Below are 13,835 nucleotides of genomic sequence, written 5' to 3'. Positions count from 1 at the left end.
TTCTCCTTTGTTAACTTTCCCTAGCGTTGCGCCCAGGAAAATTTCGATTTTTTGCTTTGTGTTGTCGTGCGCATGTAGGTCTGTAATTCATCTTCAGGTTTGACCTGGGTTCCTACATTTGCGTATTGCGTGGCCGCCAGCATTACCGATTGGACAGCAGGTTCCTTCAGGAAGCTGTCGCCTTCGGCACCCTGACCCACTGCCAATTCGTTCACTTCCGTTAAGAAAGCATTCCCTGCGCGTGATAATTTGCCAGTCCAGACCGGCGTGGGTTGTTGAATGGATTCCTCGAGATCGTCGATGCGTTTGGTCCACCGGTTCCTCATCTCAGAAGAAGCTCCGGCACGGTCCAGGGTGTCGAGTAAATTCCTGCGTAGTTGCTGACTTTCGATGTCGCGTCGAAGTTCAAGCAGGCTGCGCCCGAATGATTCGGTGAAGCGCCGGATGTTGCCCTGAATCTCTGCCGTTTTTTCAGCAATCTCGGGATGGTCATGGCCAATGGGTGAGACCAGTTGTGTCAGTTCCAGTACGGCCCCGGCAAGGTCCGACATGGCACCCACCAGTGCATTCCAGTCGGTTGAACGGATAGTTTCCCCGGCACTTTTTGTACCCAGGGGAGTGAGGGTTTCCCGGACGGTAGTCGCTGTTTGTTGAACAGGAGTCAGGTCAGCATCCGGGATATCGCGAATAGGAGTGTCCCGGAACAATTCCGGACGCACCACAACCGGCACCCGGGTTGGGAAGGGTTGGGGAAACAGCCGGACCACGCGTCTGTCTATGGGTTGTATTAGATTTGGATGTCTCACCGAAATTTCATACGGGCCCGGATCAAGGTCCCTCATAATAAGCTGGCCATCGAGAAATGGTTTTCGGACAAACCGGCTGCCCGTCGACTGGTTGACGAGAGTCACCTCGGCATCCCGGTTGGCTTGCGGAAACCCCTGCAGTTGTATGTTAAAAGAAGCTTTTAACGCCATGGCTGTTCTCCTTCAATCGCGAAGATCAATGAAGATCTCCAAAGGGAAATTCCACTTCCCAGAATAAAGTTAACTCGTGATCATCTTTCTTATCGATGGGAGCAAAGGTGACCCGGTTGTAAAGGACGTTTGTTGGGTCTCCCTCGCCTTCAGGGACCTGTTGCGAAATCAATCCGGCTTCGCGCACCATGCCCACAGCGGCGTCCGAAGGCAGGGTGGCCCTCACCCGGACCTGCACCAGACGTTTTACGGCATTGATTTCAAACTGAAAACTGTCCGTTGAAATGGGAGCAAGCAGGCCACCCGTGAGTGCGGGATTTTCTCCCACCGGTTCGTTACGCAATTCGACAATAGAAATATCGTCAGGCGTTCCATCGTTGGTTCCAACTCCCATATGAGTGATCCGGCTACCTCTCCCGGAAAACAATTCCGCAATCAGCATGGCTCCGGATTGCATCACGGTATTTTTAGCGTGACGGTTCTCCAGCAATTTCCCGGACGCGATATCGCGCAACTCCAAATGAACTTGAGCTCTCATGATTCAATACCTTTCCCTAACGGAAAATTGAATTGTCAAAATCGGTAATACCAAAGGCTCCACCGGAATCGGGTAAATCATCGGACCCGATACTGCCTTTTTCTTTAATGGTCATGGGCAGGACTCTCGCCAGCCGTTCCCGCGCTCCTTGAACTTCCCTGTGGGACCGCATATGAACCCGTGATTCCACACCCGCCGCGGACAACCGTCTCAGGGCCTCATCAAGTGAGCTTTCCAACCGGTCCCGATCGGAAAGTCCTTCTTCCAGGTTTCCTGCCTGACTCAACATGGATTGTGCCGGTAACTCAACCTTGAAGGAGGCTGGTGCAGATTCCACCCACAACATTTGAAGAGCCACAGCTGCTTGTTGAGAAAACAGGGAATGATCGAACAGGGTCTCATCCCACACACCCTGCTTAAGGTTCAGGTCAGCCAGGGCAAGCAGTGCACGATCCAACCCGGGTACATCAAAGTGAGCCAGAGGCATGAACCAGAATTCATTGGTCCCACGCTCGAGCATCAAAGGTTGAGGATCCCCGCTGGCTTGTACAGCGGTGTTGGCATCTCCGGGCACCAGGCCTTCAATGAACTTCAATTTATCTGTGACCGTATGGCCTTCCAGTTCAGCATGTAAAGAAAGTGAGTCGTCTTCCTTTTTTTCTGACCAGATCCAAAGTCGCTTTCCAGTGGGAATTGCGCCAAGAAACACAAGGGCGTTTCCGGTTGTCACATTCATCAACATGGGTGCGTATTCAGGAGCGTCACTACCGAATGCGGTGAGCACCAGGTTGATCGGAGCGGAGTCCAACCCGTTGTTGGTCACTTTGAAACGATCAAGTGGCGCCAGACCATTGGGTCCCGGTGGACGCATGTAACGGTAGACCGGAGGATTTTCAATCAGACTGGGAATCGTATCCGATTCAGTTGTTGATAATTCAGTAGCAGGAGGCGACAGTTTCACTTCCTTCAGTCTTTGAAACCCTTCCAGATATTGATGGACAAACAGACGAATTCCCTCTCGAGTGACGGCCCCGGCTTTTAATCGTGCATCCCTCAGGGAATGGACCCAGAGCCGGTAATCCCGGAACGATTGCCAATCTTCCACGGGGATATCCAGAATGGCGCCAAGTTTGGAAGCATCATCAAGGGTCACGCACTGATTAAAAAAGTGGGATCGCTGGATGTCGCGCATCTCTTGATCCATCTCCTCCAGCGGCAAAGCCATGACATCCAGCAGCCGCGAAAGGTTTTTTCCCTCTTTATAAAGTTCCGGTAGTCGGTCGCGAATGGAATCTACGTGTGCCATCAACTCCCTCCTTCCCGAACATCGAGAGTGACATTACGTAAATGCAGTGTTTCGTTGGGTTGTGGTGTGTATTCTCCCAACTGGTCTGCCAGCTGAATGAAACGTCCCTGACTTTCAACCACGGACAAAGCCTCTGCACGGATGAGGGCGAATCGGGTATCGTCACGGATGGCAGCTGCCAGCGAGTCTATGGAATATGGAGTCCCGGCGGTAACCAGTAAGTCCATATGGGATTGAGCGGCCAGACGAATAGTCTGTTCTAGTTCGGATTGAGTCACACCCGGTTCCAGATGTACCGGTAAGGTAAGATCCACTTCAGCGGTTGTAGCCAGGGCCGAACCGCCGGTGTCTTCTTTTTTGACTTGCAGGAATGAAAATGGCTGAACGAGGTCTATAGCGTGACCTGTTGCCAGTTCCAGCTTGTCTTGCTGTGGACCCCCTTCGGCACTCAATTCGATTTTTGCATCCACAATTCTTGAATCAGACATTACGGTTGAGACCATCTGAGCCTGGCGTGCAACACCACCCGGAGAAAGCTGGCCAAGGAATTCTGCCAACCGGGCCTCGACATCATTTTTTAGCGGTTCCAGTTCTGACTCAGGCACTCCAGTACCGGCCAGGGTGATTTCGATCTGCGCCGTTACCTTGGTTTTCGCGGCCTGACCCAATAGAACCCGAATACCGGCTGGGCGAAGTTCATCGATTCTGCGGTTGACTTGATCCTGCAATGCAGGATCGGAATTTTGCTCGTAAACCACATCTATTTTGACTTCACCCGGTACACCATTGGGGAATTCCTGCAGGGCAACATCCTGTACCCCTTCGATGGAAAGAATTCCGAATTTCAACGCATCGAGAGTTCCTCGAATGGCTTTGTGAAGAGCGCCCTTTGCACGTCGTCGAAGACTTTCATCCGTTTCAGGATCGCTTCGGGTCCAGGCCTCAGTGGGGTTGGTCACACTGCCGACCCCGGCAATCATCATTTCCAGTCGGGATAAAGAATCTGCAGGCACCGCTTCCGTTTTACTGTTGATGCCGACAGCGTTGATCTCGCGCGAAGACTCTCCCGGTTCGAGGATTAACGGGGCGACCGTCTGGTAAAGATTTTTCCCCTCAACATCGCTCACCCGTGTTCCCACAGGAATGGTTATTCTGCCAACAGTTCCGGTGGCTCGGACGAAACGGAGTTTCGCGGTGGGAACTCCCGTCGGAATTCGTTTGACTCCGACCAGTGCAACGACCTTGTCCAATGACTGTTTTTCTGCTGTTTCCAGGAAGGCGGATTTATAAACCCTCTCCAGTAGTTGTTCTTCCAGGGTGAGCTCAACTGCGAGGGATTCCAGTATGGTTCGAACAACCGAGCCGATGTTGAGGTCGGTGACCGGCATTGGATCGATGTTGACTGGAAAATAATTTACGTAAAGATCCGAACCGGGCAGGGGTTTGTTGCCGCCTTCTCTAAACCGGATGGCGTCAAACTCTTCACCTCCCGTACTGGAGATCAATTCGAAATCGGCTGAAGTGAATCTGAAATTCCTGCCCTCGGAATCATTTTCATCTCCACTGCTCACTTTTCCCTGCAAATGCGAGACACGGCGCAACGGGCGGTTAGCCAGTTCCTTGAGAATGATGGGGCCTTCGACACCCGGGACGGTGACTTTTTCTCTGACCGTTCCTTTGGTCAGGGAGGTCAAGAGGTCTCTTACAATGTCTGGATAATCCCTTGGTTCAAACTTCATAATGCCACCGCAAAATTCAAGGTCACCGGTTCAGGTTCCGTTTTAGGTTTGATTGCAAGATTGAAACGTATTTCAGATGGGCCTTCGCTTGGAATATCAAAAGAAAAAGAAACGGCCTTGTCTTCAACACGCGGTTCCTGGGCCACAGTTTCCAATACATAGGCCTTGCATAACGCCCGGATTGAGGCAGTTTTTCGGCGACCGATCAATTCAGACAACCGGGAACCGTAATCAGCATGGCCCAGTTCCGCCAGCGATCCTTTTGGAGTCAATAGCCTCAGAATCATCGCCTGTGCCAGGGTTTCCCTGCCGTTGATTGTCTGAAAGTCATAGGTCCCTTTTTGATCTGAAGGAAAAAACCGGGGATCCATCCGTAAATCGAGCGGACTGGTATCGTGGGCGGCCATTGCAGGGGGTCCGATCACTACTTTTAAATCTGTTCCCAGTTGTTCAAATCGCACGAACGTTGTCTCCAAAAATCATGAAAACGTTAACCCGCAAACACGGTGCCCGCAGGGCCGGTAATCGTTCCTACCGGAAGTGGTGCGGGGTCATTGCAGGTTTCAACCATATCGCCCACTCGGGCTAACCCTTTTCCACCAACATTTACAGTAAAACTGGCTAATATGACTTTCCCCTGGTTATTCGGTGGAGCCTGAAACGAGGCTCCAGGGGGCATCGGGATATGTGGCGGATTATTGAAAGCAATGGAATCCTGAACAGCTGCGGCCTGACCCCCGATGTTCACCGTTGGAACGGTCGCACCCATTATGGCTCCTGAAAATATGTGCGGTAGTGGTGTGGGTACCGGACCTCCTGGGGTGGGTACCAGAACAATGTGCGTGTCGGTTGCCATCACCTGCGAATTCATGGTCGCTACCGGATTTCCCATTTTGTTCCTCGTGTAACCGCTGCGTTAATTGATATCTACTTTGGCTCCGCTGATTTTTACAGTAGCGGAACCTTTCAGTTCGAGTTCGGTGGCTTCGATGACCAGCTTGTTGCTGGCTTTGATTGCCATTTCTCCATTGGCGGAGAGTGTCAGACTGGCCTGACCCACATCCACCGTGATTTCTTCCGACCCTGTTGCATCCACCGCCACCTTGGCTCCCTTACTTTTCAGTTCAACCAGTCCGTCATTGATCTCGACCGTTGTGTCCGGCCCGACCTGAAGGTTCATGGCTGGGACACCTGAATCCAGTAACATCTTGAGTGCGGGATTGGAATCCCCGGGAGGCAATTCGACCACGATCTGACCGGCTTCATGTTTGGGGGGAGCGAGATCACTGTGATACAAACGTCCAACAACCACCGGACCGTGCAGGTCTCCCTCTGCAAACACAACAACTACCAGATCGCCAACATCAGGTGTGGCGGCCAGTCCCAACGCGCCTACGGCAATGGGCACATTGGGCAGGATCAAACCCCGGTCCCTGAGTTCGACGGTGACCGAATGATCACCACCCCCGGCGACCATGTTGAATACTTCGGTTACCTGTCCAACAGAAATTGTGGGCACCGCTTTCACTTCATGTCGGGCAATGCGGGTTACTGCATCAAACAACTGGTTACTCACAATAATCCTCCGATCAATCCCGCAGCCTGGGAAAGAAGTCCCGCCAGGTCACTGCCTGCATACACCCCGGAAAAACGGGTCTGGCTTCCGGAAATCATGTCAATGGAATGGGTGACATCCGTGATGAGCCAGGGACCTTTGGAAAGGGAGCCTGGCAGATCCTGAATTTCAAGAACAGCACCGGGGCGAAGTGTCGGAACCAGCCAGCAGTTGGCTCTTAATTGTTTGGTCCGGGAATTGCGTCGGGTGTTGATTTCAGTACTGGCCTGGCGAACCAGATCACCAGTTCGAAGGGCAGGTTTTGGTTCCCATAAATTGTTAGGTGAGGGATCATCTCCTCCGCCCGTCAGGGATTCAGTAGAATGACGGAACACGTTGGGATCAGCCGCGGCACCCGCAGGTCCATTGCCCACCATCACACGGTTGGACGGAACCGGCGCGTCTCTCATTTCATACTCCAGAAATTCACGACCATAACGTAATGCCGTATCGGCCGGTCCTGGATCCCTGGATAAAATAGAAAGTTTCCCATCCTCGTCCACAACGGCTAAGCTGTTGCCTATCTGGGCTAACTCTTTAATGTGTTCGGTTATGGTTCTTTGCTGATGACAGACATAATTGGGAAACTGGGTGGGCGCTGATAAGGCGAACCGTCCAATCGAAACTCCCGCTTCATCTGCCAAAGCCGTAATCGTCGCCCGCAGGGTTTGTGACTGGTAAGTGGCGGAGGGCCTTAGAGCAGCAAGCTTTGCTCCCGCATCAGCTATGGTGACCCGTGTTCCGGAAAACAGACGGGAAACCGTTTCCACCTGCCCCGTCAGGATTTTGGTGGCACCGTCTCCAATGTCCAGCTCCAGAGTGGCCTCATCTCCCGGACCCGCTTCTACCGGGACATCCAGCGGGAATTCACAATGCGCGAGGTTGACCGCTGGCAAAACGCCCAGGTCCACCGAGATGGAGGACACGTGGGTGTCGTAGAGCAAATTGCCCAGGGTCACGGAAATGGATTGTGCAGCCAGACTCATCCGAATAAATCTCCCAATGATTTTCCAGCCTCTCCAATTTTTTTGCCGACCGTTCCAACGTTATCTGTAGCATCCTGCAAGGGTTTGAAATCACCGGAGAACCCGAGGTCTCCGAGACCGGCCAACGCCTGCAATCCTTCAATGGCATCCATGGCACCTTCGACAGCACCGGCAATATCGTCTGCCAATCCGGCAAGGTCGTCCATTAGATCGGTGTCGAAGCCCAGATCGCCCAGACCAAAGTCATCCAGTCCACCAAACCCGCTCAGTTCGGCAGGAGGGGGCAGAGGCGGACTCTCTGCCAATTGCAGTTCAAATCCCATTTGCCCGGGCTGTCCGGCATATTCCACCGCGCGGAATTGCGTGACGACAACCTTTTGAAGATCAAGTGCCGTCACAATGTCGGCAGCAAAAGTTATTTCTTCACCGGAAGCAGCGGCCTCCTGCAAAGTCGCGAGATCATCGAGTTTTGTTTCACCTTCCAGAATTCCAGTGATATGGATTTTATGGGATGGCCGGTGCAACCGCTGTTGAACCTGACCGTCGAGACCAGCAACGGATGTGGGAATAAATCCCGCATCAAGCATATGCTCCATAGATTGGATCGCTGTCAGGGGAATATCATCCAGTAAAGGAATTGGACGTTCGGTTGCCGTGGTCACGGATCAATCCCCCTCAAATCAGCCATCTTGTGCAAGGCATCGGCAATGGTTTGAATCACATCCTGCGGAGAACCCGGCTTCGAGTTCTTCGTGTCTTTTCTGACGGACCCTTGAAGGGGTTCAAGTTGAAAGCGGGAACTTTGCTGACGGGTCTGGGCAATACCGGATGCTGCGTCTGGAAATGACTGCCACGTGCGGGTTTCATTGCCCGTAACGGTTTCCTGAAACGGCGAATTGGAGCTGGAAGGAATATCCTCCCGCCACCAAGAATGAGAAGAAGGGGATGATTGATTTGCTTCTGGATCAAAATTTTCAAAAGGAGAAGTGTTCAGTCCCAGGTCTTCCCAATCGAAATCTTCGGAAGCTTTTGGAAACGGTTGAACAGGAGAACCAGGTTGAGGTCTCTTCAAATCATTTTCTTCCTGATCGCCTGCGGGATGCTCCGACTTTTTATGTTCAGGGGTTTGTTCCAGGGAATCCGGTTTCAAATTCAACGCGGCTGATGTTGAAATCGGTTCATCCTTTAACGAGGGTTGAACCGAAGGTGATTCCTCCCAGTCGTTTTGATCCTGGGTTGGAGAAACCTGATGTGTTGCGGGTGGACTGTCTGGTTTTGAGGTTTGTGAAACGGGAGTATCTGGAAAGGGCGCTATATCTCCCTTTCCTGGAATTTCTCCTTCTGTATTCCAGGCTCCGGATTCAGGTGAACCGGGATTCTGATTCGAAAAGTTTGAACCTGCTTCCTGAGTTTTTGAAGGAAGGGCGGAATCAACTGGAGAGGCTTGTCTCTGCCGGGTTGAACTTTTCCCTGATTGTTTCCGGGACTGCTCCAATACTTCCCGATTGAGCATTTCGTTGAATCGGTCAATCAGGTCCTGAGCCAGTTCTTCAACAAGGGATTCCAGATCCGTTTCATCTTTTTTTGCCGAGGCACCTGGCTGCAAAACGATTCTGTGCCAACCGTCATCCGGTTGAACCGAGTCGTGTGCTTCCATCCATTTGGCGGCGAGGGAATCGACCTCCAGGGCATTCTGGTTTTCCAGTTCCTTCGGGGTCCATCCGAATTGATGCGACAGGATTCCCGTTTGCGTGGAAAAACCTGGAGCTCCGCTTCCGGCACCGGAAAGGTGGAGAGCCAGCGCTTCCAGCGCAAGCGCAGGGACTTCCGCCGTGCCCGGCTCGACAACCGCTGCTTGTTTGATAACAGCAGCCAGCTCTGAAGGAATACTGGAAGACTGTGCGACCATTCTCACCAGGCGATTTCTTTCGCCAAAACCGAGAGGTCGCAAAACAGGCCCATTCGGGCCTTGAATTTGTATCCGGCCTTCGTTGCCGACCAGATGGGCGTCCACTTCCAGGTCATTCCCAAATAGAACTTTGTTGCGTGCTATTTGGAAAATGATTGAGGCCACGGACTATCCCCTTTCTTCCCTGACCCGGGTAGCGGTGAAACTGTAAACGGCTTCGCCATGGTTGCCGACAGACATCTCAAACGTTTTTGCAGTCAGGAGGCAATCGTCAAAACTGACTGTCATGGTGGTGTCACCGTGTCGGAGCTGGGATGAGATCTGGAACGTTTCATTTCCGATTCGACCATCCAGAGTCGAGGTTGTTGAAGCGACCCGGATTCGCCCTTCAACAGCCTGCGGTCCGGAAATCACTCCGATACGTTCAGCACCTCCCACTGCATACAGGTTGCGACGGACTGCCTGCTGCCGGTATTCAATTGATTGAACTCCTTCGACAGCTTCGCCATCCACCATCACCGTGCTTTCATTTGCCGCGAATAGTGTTGCCATTGTTTCCTCCTAATCAGTTCTTGACGCGGATAGTTGCGTAAATGTAGTCGATGGCCCGGACAGGTCTTACGGCGACGTCAATTCTGACAATCCCCTGGGCAAAGTCCTGCTGGGTTGAATAGACATCCACCATGAAGGCCGGATCTTCTCCATCGGTGGAAGGCACCAGAGCACCGGCCCGTTCCATGCGGGTGAAGGTCGCGACGATCTGTTGGCGAAGGGCGATGCGAGCATCGTCTGTATTGAGCTGGCCGATGAAGTTTTCCGAAATGGCTTTCACTTCGCGGATCGCGCTGTCTGCCACACGGGTAACGGAAATCTGGTCACCGGAGGTATCCAGTCCGCGCAGTACAATCACACCGCGGCCACGCCGTTGCTGCACTACCAGAACGTTGTGAGTCGGCCCCAGCAACCGGTTGAGCTGACTGCCGGTGTATTCGGCGGGCTGGATTCCAAACAGCGGCACCGGTTTGAAGGTCGGCGAATCCTGCGGATTCAACCGGGACACCAGGCCAGCGACTGCGCCATCGGCACCCGAAGGGGATACCAGAACGAAACGCCGGTTACGAACCGTTGCCGCATGATCACGGATGTCATCCAGATCGCTTTGATCGGAACTCGTCACCGAACCAAATGCAATTCGTGGAGAACCCTGATCCGTCTGGGAAACAGCATGTGCGCCGAGAAACTGGTGAATGCCGGAACGGAAAGAAGAGGTGCGTTGTGGTTCCACCGATGCCAGTACCAGGTTGATGCGGGTGTCTTCTCCAAGACGGTCGATCGCATCACGATAGGCGTTGCTGTTGGGGGAACTCCCTCCGGTAAGGGGAGTGGGAGCTGTCAACGCACTGGGCAACCGGTCGGTACCGGAAAGTGAATTCGCCTGAATCACATTAATATACTGACTGGAAGACAGCAAGACTGCCGGAAGAAAATTCGCTGAGTCCGGGTCCATGGTCAACCGGGTGAATTCTTCCACCAGAGCCCCATTCCGGAACGTGCGGACTTCAATACGGTCGGCGGCCGGGGCGGCAATGGTGACGCTCAAACCGGCGGCGTCCGACAGATCCGGGTCCGGAATGATCGAAAACAAAGTGTTGGTTGTACCGTCTACCGGTACGTCTACGGGAGTGCCATCGGCCTGGACCGCGTAGGTTCCCGCAGCGGGAACGGCATTTTGCAGGCCGGGGTCTACGGCTACGACATAGATCGAGCGCCGGTTAATGGTGTCGAAAAGATCAGCCGGGTCACCGGAATTAACCAGCAGGTCCGGGAACTCTTCAACAGCCCTTCCGTTAATCAACAAACGGATGGACACGCGAACCGGATCGCTGTTCGAATCGGTGACTGAGGTGACATCCACATGAATCGCTTCAGCCCATTCGCCATTGGAGCGGGCACGCAGGATAACCGCCGGATCGTTGTTGGCATTTCTCAGGGTCAGGCTCGCCGCACTGCCTCCGGAAACCGGAGAAACCACGATTTCCGCAGCACCATTGGCCAGAGCATGGACGATCTCCGGAGCGGACGCAATGGTCCCCGGACCCAGAAGGCCAGCAATCTCAGCTGGTTTCGTAACTCCGATGAGTTTTATCGGATTGGGTGGTCGATCCACAATGGCCGCGACGCCGAGGATACCGGACGGGGCGGGTAAGGGGGGTAAAACGTCAAAACGGGCTTCTACACGAACACCGGGCACAACCAAAGTAGACATGGCATTTCCCTCTTCGTAATATTTAAATAGGGTGATATTTCCGGGAAGTTAACCCGATAAAACATCTGAGTCAAGCGAATATGTAACGTGATTTTACGAATTTTTTACCTACTGAGTGAAAGTAATTGAATTTCCGTTTCATACGATAATAACCTTTTATTTATAATAATTTAGAGAGCTCGCTGGCTTGTCGTCCTAACAGGGAATGGGGTGTGGTCGTTTGACCTGCAAGGTTTAATGGGTAATCCCTTTCCCATGTTCGAAGTTTCCCCGCTGGGCTGGAAAGTTTGGACGCGGGAGTGCCTTCAGAGAAAATTTTTGCCAGGGGGAAGGGAAAACTTTAACCAGAAAAAATTTTTGAGCCATCGGGCCGGACACTGGGGGGAAATGTATGGAAAGTCGGCATAAAATCAAAAGGTTGGGGATTATCCTTATTCCAAAATATTAAATCCTGAAACCCAAATAGTTTCAGGTAAGATGAGACGGCTTTTTCACCCTTTTGCCCCGCTGGACCATTTTGTTGACGTCGACAAAATGGTCGAAAACCGGACCCTTCATGAAAAAATGTCTCTCATGGAAGGAGCCAGGTAAGCTAAAAATATTGAATTTTATGTATGATTTATGTATTTTTTATGTATATAAAAGCTTTCTCAAGAGGACGAAATGCATTTAAAGTTGGGGAACGAATTTGAAGAATTCATCCAGGGGCAGGTGGCTTCCGGGATGTACGGCAATGCCACAGAGGTGATTCGTGATGCCTTGCGCCATATGAAGGAACGCCAGGAGGAAAAACACCTGGAAAGCATGCGCACTCTTCTTGCTGTAGGGGAGGGTCAGATTGCGGAAGGAAAAACGGTGCCTTACACGGCGGATATGCTGGACCGACTTACCAAAGAAGCCGTGCGAAATTCCAAAAAGGGCAAACCCGTAAAAGATGAAATCAGGCCCCGATCCAGATAATATTCTTCTTCTATCCCTTGAAGCGGAAGACGATATCCGCGATATTCTGCAATACACACTGGAAACCTATGGTGAACAACAGCTTCTTGTTTATCAGGAAAAACTCGACCAGGCACTGGCAACGGTTTTAAACAACCCCGGCGTTGGTCATAAGCGGCCGGATCTTCCGCCGGAATACGACGCCTATCCCGAAGGCGAACACATCCTGATTTTTCGCGTCAAAGAAAAGACGATTTATGTCGTGCGCGTGCTCCATGGTCGGATGGATTTTCACAGAGTGTTCAAATCCAATATTGAATAGGTATCGTATTTTTTTAAAAAGGATGCTGGCATATTTTCTTCCCAACGATTTATGGACAATTTCAAGAGGACTTTCATAACCCAGGAAAAAACCCGTCTTCGCGAGCGACTGACAGGAGCGAAGCAATCCAGATCAAAAGCGGCTTTACGAGGTGGAAAAAATCTCCCTGCTTCGCGTCCCTCTTTTAAAGAGGGAATATTGGGTTAGCCCGTTGGCCGTGCGTCAGCACCAACCCCTTCTGCGAAGGAGACCTTTGCATAACTTGAAATTCAAAATCCAAGGCGAGATTCTTCGCTATCGCTCAGAATGACATTGCATTGATTTTGTGTGTCACCCTGAGCCTGGAGCCTGTCCTGAGCTTGCCGAAGGGAAGGGGGGCCACCAAATTTCTGGCATTTGTTCTAATTCTTATGCAAAGATCTCGTTGTAAAGGGGGCGGGGGGATTCTTCTTTTGTCATTGCGAGGAGTGATAGCGACGAAGCAATCCAGATCAAAAGCGGCTTTACGAGATGGAAAAAAATCTCCCTGCTTCGCGTCCCTCTTTAAAAGAGGGAGAATTGTATTTGTCAGTTTGCCGTGCGTCAGCACCTCCCCCTTCTGCGAAGGGGGCTAGGGGGATTATTCTTCAGCTCTTTAATAATAACGGATTTTCGATGGCCAAGCGCCAACCACTTAACCGCTTAGCTTGAACAATTTTTCGTTACCGTCCCTGGGACAAAAGATCACCTCGAACCCGTCACCCAGGGTCATGTGTTTGCCGCCGTAACAGTCCATGCCCTCCGCCGGTACCCATTTCTTGACCCCGCCATGGTCGTCCTGCAAGGGCAGATAATATTTCAGGTATTCATCCTTGGAAGCGAAATGGTACTTCACGCCAGATTCCGGTCCCTGCGAACAACCCGCCAGCCAAAGCGATAACAAAACCGCACCGAATAGGGTTCTCATACCCGCCCTCCTGAATGTCTGGATTCAGCCCGGAACTTTGCAGTGGATATCTCTGCAATCAGGTTAAAGGGCAATTGAACGGATAGTCAAACGGTAAGGGCCTACGTTTTGTTCCTGACCGGTTAGTTCCAACTCATCAATACCAACTGTATTGCCAAGGAGTCGTAAACTTTTTTCCTCCGCGAGGCAGGGAGTGAAATCACTGGCTTCACTGCTCCAGGCTTTCCTCAATTCAATTTTCTCCAATTGCCCCAAATCAATATTTTTCATTCCAACTCCTTCATCAATCCCG

The 13,835-nt window shown here is 51.9% G+C and carries 16 protein-coding genes; 2 read left to right on the top strand and 14 right to left on the bottom strand.

Features of this window, described 5'->3' with window-relative positions; all coding sequences use genetic code 11:
- Nucleotides 1-20: 20 nt before the first annotated feature.
- From G3M70_05195 to G3M70_05140, 12 genes are read right to left on the bottom strand one after another with little or no spacing between them, the layout of a single operon-like run.
- Complete coding sequence (locus G3M70_05195; protein QPJ61318.1) at nt 21-977, bottom strand: hypothetical protein; 957 nt, start codon at nt 975-977, stop codon at nt 21-23.
- Between the two features lie 25 nt (nt 978-1,002).
- Entirely contained in the window at nt 1,003-1,515 is a 513-nt protein-coding gene (locus G3M70_05190) for a hypothetical protein (protein ID QPJ61317.1), read from the bottom strand.
- 16 nt (nt 1,516-1,531) lie between these two features.
- Complete coding sequence (locus G3M70_05185; GenBank protein ID QPJ61316.1) at nt 1,532-2,821, bottom strand: hypothetical protein; 1,290 nt, start codon at nt 2,819-2,821, stop codon at nt 1,532-1,534.
- On the bottom strand, nt 2,821-4,560 hold the full coding sequence (locus G3M70_05180; protein ID QPJ61315.1) for a hypothetical protein: 1,740 nt from the start codon (nt 4,558-4,560) through the stop codon (nt 2,821-2,823). The genes G3M70_05185 and G3M70_05180 overlap by 1 nt, the downstream gene beginning before the upstream one ends.
- Nucleotides 4,557-5,021, bottom strand: coding sequence for a hypothetical protein (locus G3M70_05175; GenBank protein QPJ61314.1), 465 nt, complete (start codon nt 5,019-5,021; stop codon nt 4,557-4,559). The genes G3M70_05180 and G3M70_05175 overlap by 4 nt, the downstream gene beginning before the upstream one ends.
- A gap of 29 nt (nt 5,022-5,050) precedes the next feature.
- Entirely contained in the window at nt 5,051-5,452 is a 402-nt protein-coding gene (locus G3M70_05170; protein QPJ61313.1) for a hypothetical protein, read from the bottom strand.
- Nucleotides 5,453-5,476: 24 nt separating this feature from the next.
- The gene (locus tag G3M70_05165; GenBank protein QPJ61312.1) at nt 5,477-6,136 is read right to left on the bottom strand and encodes a hypothetical protein; all 660 of its coding nucleotides are present in this window, start codon (nt 6,134-6,136) and stop codon (nt 5,477-5,479) included.
- Nucleotides 6,133-7,161, bottom strand: coding sequence for a hypothetical protein (locus tag G3M70_05160; GenBank protein QPJ61311.1), 1,029 nt, complete (start codon nt 7,159-7,161; stop codon nt 6,133-6,135). Before G3M70_05160 ends, G3M70_05165 begins: the two co-directional genes overlap by 4 nt.
- On the bottom strand, nt 7,158-7,823 hold the full coding sequence (locus G3M70_05155; protein QPJ61310.1) for a hypothetical protein: 666 nt from the start codon (nt 7,821-7,823) through the stop codon (nt 7,158-7,160). Before G3M70_05155 ends, G3M70_05160 begins: the two co-directional genes overlap by 4 nt.
- Complete coding sequence (locus tag G3M70_05150; GenBank protein QPJ61309.1) at nt 7,820-9,235, bottom strand: hypothetical protein; 1,416 nt, start codon at nt 9,233-9,235, stop codon at nt 7,820-7,822. The genes G3M70_05155 and G3M70_05150 overlap by 4 nt, the downstream gene beginning before the upstream one ends.
- 3 nt (nt 9,236-9,238) lie before the next feature.
- Complete coding sequence (locus tag G3M70_05145) at nt 9,239-9,622, bottom strand: hypothetical protein (protein ID QPJ61308.1); 384 nt, start codon at nt 9,620-9,622, stop codon at nt 9,239-9,241.
- 13 nt (nt 9,623-9,635) lie between these two features.
- Complete coding sequence (locus G3M70_05140; GenBank protein ID QPJ61307.1) at nt 9,636-11,336, bottom strand: hypothetical protein; 1,701 nt, start codon at nt 11,334-11,336, stop codon at nt 9,636-9,638.
- A 663-nt stretch (nt 11,337-11,999) separates the two neighbouring features.
- Here G3M70_05140 and G3M70_05135 point away from each other — a divergent pair.
- Both G3M70_05135 and G3M70_05130 read left to right on the top strand, forming a co-directional pair.
- Nucleotides 12,000-12,296 (top strand): type II toxin-antitoxin system ParD family antitoxin, encoded by a 297-nt coding sequence (locus G3M70_05135; protein QPJ61306.1) that lies wholly within the window; start codon nt 12,000-12,002, stop codon nt 12,294-12,296.
- Nucleotides 12,271-12,597, top strand: coding sequence for a type II toxin-antitoxin system RelE/ParE family toxin (locus tag G3M70_05130; protein QPJ61305.1), 327 nt, complete (start codon nt 12,271-12,273; stop codon nt 12,595-12,597). Before G3M70_05135 ends, G3M70_05130 begins: the two co-directional genes overlap by 26 nt.
- A gap of 673 nt (nt 12,598-13,270) precedes the next feature.
- Here G3M70_05130 and G3M70_05125 read toward each other — a convergent pair.
- Nucleotides 13,271-13,543: a hypothetical protein gene (locus G3M70_05125; GenBank protein ID QPJ61304.1), complete on the bottom strand. Its 273-nt coding sequence runs from the start codon at nt 13,541-13,543 to the stop codon at nt 13,271-13,273.
- 63 nt (nt 13,544-13,606) lie between these two features.
- The gene (locus G3M70_05120; protein ID QPJ61303.1) at nt 13,607-13,813 is read right to left on the bottom strand and encodes a hypothetical protein; all 207 of its coding nucleotides are present in this window, start codon (nt 13,811-13,813) and stop codon (nt 13,607-13,609) included.
- Nucleotides 13,814-13,835 lie beyond the last annotated feature (22 nt).

The organism is Candidatus Nitronauta litoralis (assembly GCA_015698285.1).
Lineage (GTDB): Bacteria > Nitrospinota > Nitrospinia > Nitrospinales > Nitrospinaceae > Nitronauta > Nitronauta litoralis.
Note: the sequence above shows the minus strand (reverse complement) of the source record. Positions and strands in the feature narration are given on the sequence as shown.

What these genes read in the sequence shown, in the direction of transcription:
- G3M70_05125 (QPJ61304.1), bottom strand. Translation starts at nt 13,543, where the DNA reads ATGAGAACCCTATTCGGTGCGGTTTTGTTATCGCTTTGGCTGGCGGGT.
- G3M70_05170 (QPJ61313.1), bottom strand. Translation starts at nt 5,452, where the DNA reads ATGGGAAATCCGGTAGCGACCATGAATTCGCAGGTGATGGCAACCGAC.
- G3M70_05145 (QPJ61308.1), bottom strand. Translation starts at nt 9,622, where the DNA reads ATGGCAACACTATTCGCGGCAAATGAAAGCACGGTGATGGTGGATGGC.
- G3M70_05130 (QPJ61305.1), top strand. Translation starts at nt 12,271, where the DNA reads ATGAAATCAGGCCCCGATCCAGATAATATTCTTCTTCTATCCCTTGAA.
- G3M70_05120 (QPJ61303.1), bottom strand. Translation starts at nt 13,813, where the DNA reads ATGAAAAATATTGATTTGGGGCAATTGGAGAAAATTGAATTGAGGAAA.
- G3M70_05185 (QPJ61316.1), bottom strand. Translation starts at nt 2,821, where the DNA reads ATGGCACACGTAGATTCCATTCGCGACCGACTACCGGAACTTTATAAA.
- G3M70_05195 (QPJ61318.1), bottom strand. Translation starts at nt 977, where the DNA reads ATGGCGTTAAAAGCTTCTTTTAACATACAACTGCAGGGGTTTCCGCAA.
- G3M70_05180 (QPJ61315.1), bottom strand. Translation starts at nt 4,560, where the DNA reads ATGAAGTTTGAACCAAGGGATTATCCAGACATTGTAAGAGACCTCTTG.
- G3M70_05140 (QPJ61307.1), bottom strand. Translation starts at nt 11,336, where the DNA reads ATGTCTACTTTGGTTGTGCCCGGTGTTCGTGTAGAAGCCCGTTTTGAC.
- G3M70_05135 (QPJ61306.1), top strand. Translation starts at nt 12,000, where the DNA reads ATGCATTTAAAGTTGGGGAACGAATTTGAAGAATTCATCCAGGGGCAG.
- G3M70_05160 (QPJ61311.1), bottom strand. Translation starts at nt 7,161, where the DNA reads ATGAGTCTGGCTGCACAATCCATTTCCGTGACCCTGGGCAATTTGCTC.
- G3M70_05190 (QPJ61317.1), bottom strand. Translation starts at nt 1,515, where the DNA reads ATGAGAGCTCAAGTTCATTTGGAGTTGCGCGATATCGCGTCCGGGAAA.